This is a genomic window from Bartonella sp. AC535YNZD, from assembly GCF_042196625.1.
In the GTDB taxonomy this organism is placed as follows: domain Bacteria; phylum Pseudomonadota; class Alphaproteobacteria; order Rhizobiales; family Rhizobiaceae; genus Bartonella.
Genome location: NZ_JBHIQP010000006.1, coordinates 43,295 through 56,409 on the forward strand (window position 1 = coordinate 43,295; position 13,115 = coordinate 56,409).

The following is a 13,115-nucleotide window of genomic DNA, read 5'->3' on the forward strand; positions in this document are numbered from 1 at the left end:
GAGACATAACCAGAAAGAGTATTAAAAAATACGGTGTTAAATTATGCGAGCAGAAATAGAAACATTAGTTGATGAAATCCAGAAAGCAATTCAATTGCTAAGGGGGCATCTTTGACTGGGATCAATCACTAAAACGTCTCGAATATCTTAATCAAAAAGCGGAAGATCCATCCTTATGGGATGATGCGCAACGAGCACAGGATATGATGCGTGAGCGTCAACGTCTTGATGATTCAATTAATGGCCTTTTATCATTTACAAAAACTCTTGAAGAATGCATTGAGCTTATCGCGATGGGCGAAGAAGAAAGTGATGTTGAAATTATCGCTGAAGCAGAAAATTCAATACGTAATCTTAAAAGTGAGATAGATAAAAAGCAAATTGATGTGCTTCTTTCAGGAGAGGCGGATCCAAATGATACCTATTTAGAAGTTCATGCTGGGGCAGGGGGAACTGAGAGCCAAGATTGGGCTTCTATGCTCTTACGCATGTATATGCGCTGGGCTGAACAGCATGCAATGAAGGTTGAAGTTTTAGAAATTCATGATGGAGAAGAAGCAGGAATAAAGTCAGCGACTATTCTTGTAAAAGGGCATAATGCTTATGGAATGTTAAAAACAGAATCAGGCGTTCATCGCTTAGTGCGGATTTCCCCGTTTGATTCGAATGCAAAGCGCCATACCTCTTTTGCAAGCATTTGGGTTTATCCGGTTATTGATGATAATATTGAGGTTGATGTTTCAGAGGCAGATGTGCGGATTGATACATATCGTGCATCAGGAGCAGGAGGGCAACATGTTAATACGACAGATTCTGCCGTTCGCATCACACATATAAAAACGGGTATTGTTGTTCAATGTCAAACAGAGCGTTCTCAACATAAAAATCGCGCTACGGCTTGGTCGATGTTGCGTGCACGGCTTTATGAAGAAGAGCTTAAAAAAAGAGAAGAAGAAACCAATGCTGCTGAATCTTCTAAAACAGAAATCGGATGGGGACATCAAATTAGATCTTATGTTCTTCAACCCTATCAGCTTGTCAAAGATTTGCGTACAGGAATTGAAAATACTGATCCACAATCTGTACTTAATGGTAACTTAGATGTATTTATAGAAGCAGCGCTTGCTCGACGCATTTATGGACAAGATAAAAAAATTGAAGATATTAATTAATTATATATCATCCTTCAAGGATGCAAATTTGTTTCTTAAGTTGTTCATTTTACTGAGGTTGTGATTTACGGTAGCTCTTGATACTTGAGAGGTTCAAAGAGATATTCTCTTTTTTCCTTTCTTCAAGTTTTTTCTCACACGCCAATCCTGCTATATAAACGAATTGATTTATAATGATAATTCACTGTTTTGCCTATTGAATGAGAATCCCGCATATCGTAAGATTCTTTCATTTCAAACTTGTTTATGTTGAATCAAGCAAAATCACTACTTGCACATAACAAACGGGATGAGTGTGTGGATAAAAATTATAGAAAAAAGGACTCAAAATGGCTCTTATGAACTGTCTTAAGTACTAGGAGCGGTCTCAATCATCCACGAGCTGGAAAAGTGTGTGATGGTGCCGGCTTGTTTCTTCACAAGCGTAAAGATGGGGGTGCTCAATGGATTTTTTATTATTTCATGGGAGATTTATCATTATACCATTCACGAGGTGTCGTCGTGAAATGGATTTTGGAGGCAGATGTCTCTTTAAAACAAGCTTGTGAATGTGCACCCTAATGGCGCTTCTGTTTTACGTGAGGGGCGTGATCCTATTAAAGAACGCAATAAACAAAAGCGTGAGATAATAAGCAATCTCCATTATTTAAAAGATATTGCTCTAGAGACTTTTGAAAGTTGTAAAACCGAACTAAAGAATGATGGCAAAGGTGGCAAATGGTTTTTATCTTTACGGCTTTAATTCTCCCACAATTAGGCTGTATTTCTGTTTCAGAGATTACACAAACAGAGATACACAATATCTTGCTCTTATTTGGCATACAAAAGCTGGCGCTGCTTACAAAGCTCTCATTTCGTTTCAATCGTTGTCTCAAACATGCTGCTACACTATGACGGATGCAAGTAATTGATTTTGATTCATTCAAAATAAGAAGAATTTACGATATTCAGGAGGATAATTTAAATGTAGAATAATCAGTTGTTCTTATAAAGCAATATATTATAAAAATTGAAACCATTGGAAAAATTAATATCAATTGGGAAGGAAAACTTTTGCTTTTTAAGATAAATCAAGCATTCTCTTTACAAGTCACCATTACTATGTAAAAGTGTTGCAGCAGCTAAAACATTCTCAGCATGTCCAGATACACTTACTTTGCGCCATTCTTCTGTTATTATTCCATGTGCATCAATTAAAAAAGTGCTCCGTTCAACACCCATATATTTGCGTCCATACATACTTTTCTCCACCCAAACACCATAAGCTTCAAGGGTCCTTTTTTCTTCATCAGAAACCAAGATGACATCAAGTTCATGTTTTACTTTAAATTTATCATGTTTTTTTACATTATCTGGAGAGATTCCAATAACAACAACACCAATTTCATCAAATTTCGTCTTTAATTTTGTAAAATCAAGCGCTTCGCTTGTGCATCCACTGGTATCATCTTTGGGATAAAAATATAAAACAACAGGTTTTTCTTTAAAGTCAGAAAGACATACCGTCTCTCCTCCATCGCGTGGTAAATTAAAATCAGGAGCAAGAGTACCTTTCATTGAGTTTATCATTTTTTTATCTTTCTTTTTAAGCGCAAAGATCAATCACTAGCATACAGAGAAGGAATAAAGTTTCAACTCTCTAAAATAGAATTATTTTAAAGACTTTTTCGCCATCATATAAAATTATTCTGTCATAAGAATTAAATTAAAAAATGAGGGAAGAAAGCGTAAGAAAGATCAATATCATGGATATAAATATAGAATGAATGAGAAATCAATAGATTATAGCGGTTTGATCAAAATATGTTTTTTCTTTCCGAAAGAAAGTTTAATGATTCCTTCTGCTGTCACATCTTTTTCAATAATAAGGTGTGTTTCATCCTCAATAATTTGATCATTTACACGTACGCCCCCACCTTGAACGTGTCGGCGTGCCTCACTATTAGATTTAGCAAGTCCTGCTTGTACTAAAAGAGTGAGCAATCCAACACCTTTTTTTAATTTTGAGGAATTAATTTCAACAGTTGGAAGATTTTCTCCCAGAGTTTTTTCTTCAAACGTTTTGCGAGCCGTTTCTGCAGCTTCATCAGCAAGAACACGTCCATGCAACATTGCTGTAATTTCTGTTGCAAGAATTTTTTTTGCTTCGTTAATTTCAGTTCCTTGTAATAGAGAAAGTTTAAGAATCTCATCCATCGGTAATGGAGTATAGAGTTTTAGAAATCGTGTTACATCAGCATCTTCTGTATTGCGCCAGTATTGCCAAAATTGATAAGGTGAAAGCTTATCCGCATTCAGCCATACAGCCCCATTCAATGATTTACCCATTTTGGCACCGGAAGAGGTTGTCAGCAATGGTGATGTTAACGCATATAATTGCGGTGTTCCTAAACGATGCCCTAATTCGATTCCGTTAATAATATTGCCCCACTGATCAGAGCCCCCCATTTGCATACGCAACCCATAACGTTTATAAAGTTCAACAAAGTCATAAGCTTGCAGAATCATATAATTAAACTCTAAGAATGACAAAGAGTGCTCACGCTCAAGTCTGAGTCTGACAGAATCAAATGACAACATACGGTTGACAGAAAAATGCTTTCCTACATCACGCAAAAATTCTAAGTAGTTTAAATTGCATAACCATTCAGCATTATTCACAATACAAGCATCGGTTTCTCGGTCACCGAATGTCAAATAGTTAGCAAATACCTTTTTAATACCATCAATATTTGCAGCAATATCATCTTGTGTCAGAAGGCGTCGCGCTTCGTCTTTGAAGGAAGGATCACCAATCAATCCGGTCCCTCCACCCATTAAAGCAATGGGGCGATGACCCGTTTTTTGTAACCAATAAAGCATCATAATCTGAAGAAGACTTCCAGCATGTAAACTCGATGCTGTTGGATCAAATCCAGTATAAGCGCTTACAGTTTCTTTTGAAAAAAGATCATCTAAGCCTTTTTCATCTGAAATTTGGTGGATAAAACCACGTTCGCTCATAATATGTAAAAAATCAGATTTAAAGGCAAACACAGATTTAATTTCCTAATTTAAGAGTGCATTTATTGTATATAACAGGCGATTATATAATAAGTTATTAATGTGTTATCTATCATAACTGACGCACACCTCACAAGAGAAAGAGACATATTGGTAGTATAAAGATAATAACACAGGTATTATTTCTTTTTTACGCTAAAAAAGAGCCTTCTTAGTAATAGAAAAAAGGTATTCTGTTACTCTCATTTCTATCCTGAAATAAAATTTAGAAAAGTTTTAATATAGACTGAAAAAATACTTTGTTATGATCAGGGACGATTTTTGCTAATTTTTTATAAATCTATCGTATTTTCCTAAGTTAGTGAAAGTACTTCAGAAGGAGGAGCGAGAAGTTCATTGGAGATATGGTTATCCAAATAGTGGGCACATCGCTCAATAAGTTCTTCATGACATCCACTGAAAAAGTGATTAGCCTCTTCCAATATTTCTTGTGTGATGATGATACCTTTTTGTGTTTTTAATTTATCGACAAGTATTTGAACATCTTTTGGAGGGGCAACTTTATCGATACCGCCATGAATGATAAGTCCAGAAGATGGACAAGGTGCAAGAAATGAAAAGTCATAAACATTAGGCTGAGGAGCAACTGAGATAAATCCCTCAATTTCCGGTCGGCGCATTAAAAGCTGCATACCAATCCATGCTCCAAATGAGTATCCTGCTACCCAACAATTTTTAGAGTCTGGATGTTGTGTTTGCACCCAATCCAGAGCAGCAGCAGCATCTGAAAGTTCTCCTATTCCATAATCAAATTCACCCTGACTACGACCAATACCACGAAAGTTAAAACGTAAAGTTGTAAAGCCACGTTGTTGGAACATATAAAAGAGGTCATAGACAATTTTATGATTCATAGTTCCACCAAATTGGGGATGAGGATGCAAAATGATCGCAATGGGTGCATTTTTTTGTTGTGAAGGTTGATAACGCCCTTCGAGCCGACCCGCAGGACCGTTAAAAATAATTTCTGGCATAAAATGCTCCTTAATGCAATAAAAGGCTCTTTTTGACCCTGGTCGACTTTTACCATAGAATCTCTTAAATAATTATTAGATATTCTTTTTTTAGTGCACTTTTCAAGAAAATTGCGCTATTTTTTTAATCAATTCATAAGATTAATGATTGCGATGTAAAATGGTTATAAAACGCCGATATTTTGATCATAACGCAACAACACCACTCAAAAAAGTGGCACGGATGGCGCTACTAGAATCTTTAGAGATATTTGGTAATCCATCATCGGTTCATAAGGAAGGGCGTGCGGCTAAAACTTTGTTGCAAAAGGCCCGTCGGCAAATCGCTGAAAATCTTAAAACAGATCCAGATCACGTGATATTTACCTCTGGTGCGAGTGAAGCTGCAATGACTTTGTTAACACCCTTTTACAATATTGGGAAAGCAAAAGTTAAATTTTCTCATCTTTACCTTGGAGCGACTGAACATCCCTCTGTTGCAGAGGGAGGGCGTTTTTCTAAAGAGTTGATAAGCGTCATTGCTGTTGATCAAGATGGGCTCATTCAACAAGATAAATTAACATCACTCTTAGCGGCTCACGATAAAACAAAAGGTTTACCTCTTGTTGCTATTCAAGCTGCAAATAGTGAAACTGGTGTTGTTCAACCATTAAAAGAAATAGCTGCTGTTGTTCGCGATTTAGGAGGCACTCTTGTTGTTGATTTGACACAATATGTAGATAAAAATTTTGTTGATATTCATCAGCTAGGAGGAGACTTTTTTATACTGTCTGCCCATAAAATTGGCGGTCCTAAAGGGATAGGTGCTTTTGTTTCATGTGGTAATCTTCTCACTCCACATCCTCTTATTGTCGGGGGAGGACAGGAAAAAGGTTTACGGGGAGGAACAGAAGCATTGCCTCTTATAGCTGCTTTTGGAGCAGCAATGGCTGATTGTTTCACGCAAGAAGAAAGAAAACAATTAATATATTTACGCAATAAATTAGAAGATGGACTACAAAAAATAAGTAAAAATGTTGAAATTTTTGGTAAAAGAGTTCAACGTTTGCCAAATACAACTTACTTTACCGTGAAAAATATAAAAGCTGAAACGATGCAAATTGCTTTTGATTTAGAAGGGTTTTCTGTATCAGCTGGTTCTGCCTGTTCTTCGGGAAAAGTAAAACAAAGCAAAGTGTTGGAGGCAATGGGGTATCATGTTCCAAATGGTGCCATTCGCATTTCGCTAGGGCGTGGTACAACTTCTGAAGATATTGATGATTTTCTGTCGTTTTTTTCTCAAATTATAAGCAGGAAAAAAGGAGAAGATTTATCATCAGAAAGTTATAAAAATTAGAATTATTTTAAAAATAAAATAAGTTTGATTGAAATTTTTGCACTTTACCTATAGCCTAGGAGATAACTTGCTTACTTTAATCTTGTAAAAAACAAGACTTTAGTTACCGGTTTTTGACGCCAAAAAATGGAGAAAATTTATGCCGGCAGTACAAGAAACGATACGCCAAGTACGTGAAATAGATGTTGACCAATATAAATATGGTTTTGAAACCAATATTGAAACCGATAAAGCTCCAAAAGGCTTAAATGAGGATATTATCAAATTTATTTCCGTTAAAAAAAATGAGCCTGAATGGATGCTAACATGGCGCTTAAAAGCTTACCGCCGTTGGCTGACAATGCAAGAGCCTCATTGGGCGCGTCTTGAATATCCTAAAATTGATTTTCAGGAGCTTTATTATTATGCTGCTCCAAAAAATCATACAGGACCAAAATCTTTGGATGAAGTGGATCCTGAGTTATTAGCAACGTACGAAAAACTTGGCATTCCTCTTAAAGAACAAGAGATTTTGGCAGGAGTAAGAAAACAGTCTGATCCCTCCACTTTTGATGACAGTATGTCTGTATCGGGGCAGGTGGCTGTTGATGCAGTCTTTGATTCTGTTTCTGTTGTAACAACATTCAAAAAAGAGCTGGCACGTGCTGGTGTGATTTTTTGTTCTATTTCAGAGGCGATTATTGAACATTCTGAGCTTATTAAAGAATATTTAGGAACAGTTGTACCTATAAGTGATAATTATTATGCGGCTTTAAATGCAGCTGTCTTTACAGATGGTTCATTTGTTTATATTCCCAAAGGGGTTCGTTGTCCTATGGAGCTTTCAACTTATTTTAGGATTAATGAACGCAACACTGGCCAATTTGAACGAACATTGATTATCGCCGCTGAAGATTCCTATGTTTCTTATCTTGAAGGGTGTACAGCACCCCAACGTGATGAAAACCAACTTCATGCTGCTGTTGTTGAGCTTATTGCGCTTGAAAATGCAGAGATTAAATATTCTACAGTACAAAACTGGTATCCTGGCGATAAAGATGGAAAGGGCGGTATTTATAATTTTGTGACGAAGCGTGGAGATTGTCGAGGTGATAACTCTAAGATTTCATGGACACAAGTTGAGACTGGTTCTGCGATTACTTGGAAATATCCATCCTGCTTACTGCGCGGTGAGAACGCGCGTGGAGAATTTTATTCTATTGCTGTTGCAAACGGTCATCAACAAATTGATTCCGGTACAAAAATGATTCATTTAGGAAAAAATACATCCAGTCGTATTATTTCCAAAGGCATTTCTGCTGGTTTTTCAAATAACACGTATCGAGGACAAGTTACAGCGCATAGAAAAGCACAAAATGCGCGTAACTTTACGCAATGTGATAGTTTGTTAATCGGGAATGATTGTGGTGCGCATACAGTTCCTTATATTGAAGCAAAAAATGCAACAGCTCAGTTTGAACATGAAGCCACAACATCAAAAATTTCCGATGACCAACTTTTTTATGTTATGCAAAGAGGAATTCCTGAAGAAGAAGCTATCGCATTAATTGTAAATGGTTTTGTAAAAGAGGTCATTCAAAAACTTCCCATGGAATTTGCTGTCGAAGCGCAAAAGCTTATTGGTATTAGCCTTGAAGGTAGTGTTGGATAATTTTATTTAATGAGATAAATAGAAGACTTTATGTAACAAGGCTGTAACGGTAGCACATAATGCTAAAAATGACCTCTATGGTAATTACAAAAGTAGATGGATGCTAAGGTAAAATAATACGCATTGATATCTGAAAAACAGCCAAAACAGGATTAAATGATGTTAGAGATCAAAAATTTGCACGCCCGTATTGCTGAAACCGATACAGAAATTATTCGTGGTTTAAACTTGACAGTTCAAGACGGAGAAGTTGCCGCTATCATGGGACAAAATGGAGCCGGAAAATCAACTTTATCTTATTTGCTTGCTGGTCGTGATGATTATCAAATAACAGAAGGAGATATTCTCTATAATGGACAATCACTTTTAGAAATGGATCCAGCAGAACGTGCTGCATATGGTGTTTTTCTTGCATTTCAATATCCAATGGAAATACCAGGGGTAGCAACAATGGAATTTTTAAAAGTTGCGATGAATTCTCAACGCAAAGCGCGAGGTGACGAAGAACTTAAAATTCCTGAATTTATAAAATGTGTTAAAGAAGTTTCAGCCAAACTTGAAATAGATATGGATATGCTAAAGCGTCCATTAAATGTAGGTTTTTCAGGTGGAGAAAAAAAACGCGCTGAAATTTTACAAATGGCACTTCTTGAGCCTACACTTTGCATTTTAGATGAAACGGATTCTGGTTTAGATATTGATGCGCTAAAAATTGTTGCAGATGGTGTTAATAAACTTCGCGATTCAAAACGTTCATTTTTGGTGATTACCCATTATCAACGGCTGCTTAATTATATTATTCCTGATACGGTACATGTTCTTTATAAAGGACAAATTATCAAAAGCGGTGATAAATCCTTAGCACTTTATTTAGAGCAAAATGGGTATGCTGATCTTATTAGGGAAGCGGTTTGAGGTTATTAAATATGAATGCACAGCAAAACTTGTTAGCGGTTGAAGAAAATATACTCAGTAATTTTAATCAGTATGTAAACCACTTACCTGGTGATAAAGCTGTACAGGAAATCCGCAAGAAAACTATTGAGCAGTTTCAAACGACACGGCTTCCTTCCCGTAAAATCGAAAGTTGGCATTATACCAATCTGCGTACCTTACTGAAGTCTATTAGCAATTTTTCAAAAGTTCAAGACAATCAATTGGTTGATGCATTGCTTTCAGAAAGTGCTGTTTTCTCCATAAACAATGGAAAAACATCGATAGAGTCAAAGATAGACAATATTGCAGTAAAACGCCTTTCAGATGCATTAGAAGATAATTCTGTACAGATAAATCAAAACATTTCTGATGAAGATTTTATTGGACAGTTAAATACAGCTTTTGTTACAGATGGTTGGCTTTTTCACATCCCTGAAAATACAAAGTTAAATATCCCCATTGAGTTACAAAATATACAAATGGGGGGACAATCTCATATTTTTTCGGATATAAAAGTTGATAAAAATAGTCAAGTTATGTTTATTGAACATCAGGTTGGCAATGATAAAGATACCTTTGTCAGTTCAATATTTTCATTAAATGTTGCTGCTGATAGTGATGTTACGTGGATTCTCATTCGCAATCGTGATTTTAATTCTACACAATTTGGTCGATTTTGTGCTGTTCTTGATCAAAGAGCGAAGTTATCACTTTATGTCATTAATATAGGGAGTCAATTAAATCGCCAAGAAATCGATATTGAATTACAGGGAGAAGAATCTGACTTTCAATTACGCGTCATAAATTTATTATCAGGACAAACACATAGTGATCTTACAATGACTGTTCGTCACGTGGAAGAAAAATCAACATCAACCGAAATTATACGCAATGTGGTTACAGATAAGGCTGTTGGTGTTTTCCAAGGAATAATACGTGTTTCTCAAAAAGCGCAAAAAACAGATGCACGCATGGCTTGTAATAGCCTTATTCTTTCAGATGATGCAGAATTTAATGCAAAGCCTGAATTAGAGATTTTTGCTGATGATGTTGCATGCGGTCATGGTGCAACAGTTGCTAATATTAATCATGATTATCTTTTTTATCTCATGGCGCGCGGTATTCCATTTAAAACGGCTCGTGCACTTTTAATTAAAGGATTTATCTCTGAGCTTATTGATGACATCAAGCAAGATAATATTCAGATTATTTTGGAGAATATCATTGGTAAATGGCTTGAAAAAAATGTTTAAGGTGGAAAAAATGGAAAATAACGTACAAACATTTACTTATAATGTAGAAGAAATTCGGCGTGATTTTCCTCTTTTGCACCATCAAGTTTATGGAAAGCGATTAGCCTATCTTGATAGTGCTGCTTCTGCCCAAAAACCACAATCAGTACTCAGTGCAATGAATAATTATTATCACTATAGTTATGCTAATGTGCATAGGGGAATGTACTTTTTAGCCAATGCAGCAACGCAATCCTATGAAAATTCTCGTGAAACCGTTCGTGTTTTTCTAAATGCACAAAAAGCGGAGGAGATTGTTTTTACGAAAAATGCAACAGAAGCTATTAATACTGTTGCTTATGGTTGGGCTATGCCTAAACTCAAGGAAGGTGATGAGATTGTTCTAACGATTATGGAACATCATTCAAATATTATTCCTTGGCATTTTCTTCGGGAACAAAAAGGTGTTAAACTTATTTTTGTTCCTGTCGATGAAAATGGTGTTCTGCACATTGAAGATTTCCAAAAGTCTTTAAGCGAAAAAACGCGGCTTGTTGCTATAACGCATATGTCCAATATATTAGGAACTGTGCCTCCTGTTAAAGAGATTATTAAGCGAGCACATCAAAATTCTATTCCGGTTCTTGTTGATGGTTCTCAAGGGGCAGTACATTTAACCGTTGATGTGCAAGATCTCGATTGTGATTGGTATGTCTTTACAGGTCATAAGCTTTATGGACCCACTGGTATTGGTGTTCTGTATGGTAAAGAAGATAGATTAGAAGAAATGCGTCCTTTTCAAGGGGGAGGGGAAATGATCGAGGAGGTAACAACCGATAAGGTTTTTTATAATGCTCCTCCTTACCGTTTTGAAGCAGGCACTCCTCCTATCGTTGAATCTATTGGATTAGCAGCGGCTATTGATTATATACAAGAGAAAGGTTGTAGCACGATTCATGCCCATGAGAGGTCCCTTTTAGCTTATGCGCAGGAAAAACTTAAAATGGTTGAGTCATTGCGTATTTATGGTCATTCTCCCAATAAAGGAGCTATTATATCATTTACAATTGAAGGGATTCACGCCCATGATATCGCTATGTTTATTGATAGAAGAGGAGTTGCAATCCGCGCCGGAACTCATTGTGCTCAGCCTTTATTACAGCGCTTTGGTCTAGCATCTATTTGCCGCGTATCGTTAGCCATGTATAACACTCAAGAGGATATAGATCAATTAGTAGAAGCATTGCAAGAAACAAGGACATTTTTTAATGGCTGAATCAATTGAAGAGCGTCATTCTACAGAATCCGTTGAAACTGTAAGCGAAAATAAAAAATCTTACATATCAGCAATTCCAGCAGACGAAATTGATCGTATGACAAATGATATTATTGCTGCTCTCAAAACAGTTTATGACCCAGAGATTCCTGCTGATATTTATGAGCTAGGACTGATTTATCGTATTGATATTGAAGATGATCGTTCAGTAAAAATTGAAATGACTCTTACAGCACCGGGATGTCCTGTTGCAGGTGAAATGCCGGGGTGGGTAGAAAATGCAGTTAGTGCAGTTGAAGGGGTTTCGTATGTTGAAGTCACTATGACTTTTGATCCACCATGGACACCTGATTGTATGTCAGAAGAAGCTCAAATTGCTGTCGGATGGTACTAAAAGTATTGTTAAGAGACTCTAATCTAGCCATTCATGAATAAGCTGTTTACTTTTCACAAGCGTTTAAATTTAAGGGCGATCGCATGAGTTATAATAAACAAAAATTAGAACTCACTTGGATTGGAAAAGAAAAACGCCCCAAACTGGAACCTCGTATTTTATTGGAAGATCTTGAAAAATCTTATCACGCTCCGCACCAAGTATCTACCCAAGATATTTTTGATAATAAACTCATTTTTGGTGATAATTTGTTCGCGCTCAAAGCGCTGGAACAAGAATATATGGGGAAGGTAAAGTGTATCTATATCGATCCGCCTTATAATACAGGCAATGTCTTTGAACATTATGAAGATGGTTTGGAGCATTCCCTATGGCTCAGTCTTATGAGAGACAGGCTAGAATTGTTACATCGTTTACTGGCGGAAGATGGAAGTATTTGGATTTCCATTGATGATGATGAACAAGCCTATCTAAAAGTGATGATGGATGAAATTTTTGGTCGCCAAAATTTCATCAACAATATTATTTGGCAAAAGAAATATGCCCCACAGAATGATACAAAGTGGCTTTCCGATAACCATGATTTTATAATGGTTTATGCCAAAGATAAAACGATTTGGCGCCCTCAATTGCTTCCTCGTTCAAACGATATGGATGCGCGCTATAAAAATCCTGATAATGATCCTCGCGGTCCTTGGAAATCGGGAGATTTATCCGTGAAAAGAGTAACACCTAAGGACATTTATGAAATCATCACACCTTCTGGACGCAAAGTTATGCCTCCTAATGGTAGAAGTTGGGCGATGAGTGAAAAAAAATTCTCTGAATTATTGCAAGATAATCGTATTTGGTTTGGCCCCGCAGGAAGTAATGTTCCTTCTTTGAAGCGTTTTTTATCAGAAGTAAAGAATGGCATGGTTTCAATGACCATTTGGCTTTATGAGGAAGTAGGGCACAACCAAGATGCCAAAAAAGAAGTCAAAGCCTTTAATTCTTATAATGTTTTTACAACTCCTAAGCCCGAGCGATTAATGGAACGCATCATTCAACTTGCCACCAACTCTGGTGATCTTGTATTGGA

General features: G+C 36.5%; 11 protein-coding genes and 1 pseudogene. 9 read left to right on the plus strand and 3 right to left on the minus strand.

Annotation, left to right across the window (positions count from 1 at the left end):
- Positions 1–43: 43 nt before the first annotated feature.
- Positions 44–1,172, plus strand: a protein-coding gene (prfB, locus tag ACFIM8_RS05005) for a peptide chain release factor 2 (RefSeq protein WP_375614587.1) whose coding sequence is annotated in 2 segments (ribosomal slippage) — positions 44–112 and positions 114–1,172 — 1,128 coding nt in all. Because the reading frame shifts where the segments join, the coding sequence is not laid out codon by codon here.
- Positions 1,173–1,634: 462 nt separating this feature from the next.
- A pseudogene (locus ACFIM8_RS05010) lies at positions 1,635–2,063 on the plus strand (hypothetical protein); the annotation flags it as partial.
- Between the two features lie 192 nt (positions 2,064–2,255).
- Here the strand turns inward: ACFIM8_RS05010 and ACFIM8_RS05015 are convergent.
- The 3 genes from ACFIM8_RS05015 to ACFIM8_RS05025 form a co-directional block, all read right to left on the minus strand.
- Positions 2,256–2,741, minus strand: a complete 486-nt coding sequence (locus tag ACFIM8_RS05015) for a peroxiredoxin (protein WP_375614588.1) — start codon at positions 2,739–2,741, stop codon at positions 2,256–2,258.
- 213 nt (positions 2,742–2,954) lie between these two features.
- Positions 2,955–4,208: a tyrosine--tRNA ligase gene (gene tyrS, locus ACFIM8_RS05020; RefSeq protein ID WP_375614589.1), complete on the minus strand. Its 1,254-nt coding sequence runs from the start codon at positions 4,206–4,208 to the stop codon at positions 2,955–2,957.
- 320 nt (positions 4,209–4,528) lie between these two features.
- Positions 4,529–5,209, minus strand: a complete 681-nt coding sequence (locus tag ACFIM8_RS05025) for an alpha/beta hydrolase (RefSeq protein ID WP_375606855.1) — start codon at positions 5,207–5,209, stop codon at positions 4,529–4,531.
- Positions 5,210–5,369: 160 nt separating this feature from the next.
- On the opposite strand from ACFIM8_RS05025, the gene ACFIM8_RS05030 reads away from it, so the two are divergent.
- The 7 genes from ACFIM8_RS05030 to ACFIM8_RS05060 form a co-directional block, all read left to right on the plus strand.
- Positions 5,370–6,545: a cysteine desulfurase family protein gene (locus ACFIM8_RS05030; protein ID WP_375614590.1), complete on the plus strand. Its 1,176-nt coding sequence runs from the start codon at positions 5,370–5,372 to the stop codon at positions 6,543–6,545.
- 139 nt (positions 6,546–6,684) lie between these two features.
- The gene (sufB, locus tag ACFIM8_RS05035) at positions 6,685–8,196 is read left to right on the plus strand and encodes a Fe-S cluster assembly protein SufB (protein WP_375606857.1); all 1,512 of its coding nucleotides are present in this window, start codon (positions 6,685–6,687) and stop codon (positions 8,194–8,196) included.
- Positions 8,197–8,355: 159 nt separating this feature from the next.
- Entirely contained in the window at positions 8,356–9,111 is a 756-nt protein-coding gene (gene sufC / locus ACFIM8_RS05040) for a Fe-S cluster assembly ATPase SufC (protein WP_375606924.1), read from the plus strand.
- Between the two features lie 11 nt (positions 9,112–9,122).
- On the plus strand, positions 9,123–10,385 hold the full coding sequence (sufD, locus tag ACFIM8_RS05045) for a Fe-S cluster assembly protein SufD (protein WP_375608371.1): 1,263 nt from the start codon (positions 9,123–9,125) through the stop codon (positions 10,383–10,385).
- Between the two features lie 10 nt (positions 10,386–10,395).
- On the plus strand, positions 10,396–11,640 hold the full coding sequence (locus ACFIM8_RS05050) for a cysteine desulfurase (protein ID WP_375606859.1): 1,245 nt from the start codon (positions 10,396–10,398) through the stop codon (positions 11,638–11,640).
- Positions 11,633–12,034, plus strand: coding sequence for an SUF system Fe-S cluster assembly protein (locus ACFIM8_RS05055; protein ID WP_273787976.1), 402 nt, complete (start codon positions 11,633–11,635; stop codon positions 12,032–12,034). Before ACFIM8_RS05050 ends, ACFIM8_RS05055 begins: the two co-directional genes overlap by 8 nt.
- Before the next feature lie 83 nt (positions 12,035–12,117).
- Positions 12,118–13,115 (plus strand): site-specific DNA-methyltransferase (locus ACFIM8_RS05060; protein ID WP_375614591.1); only part of this gene is annotated, 998 nt, incomplete at its 3' end.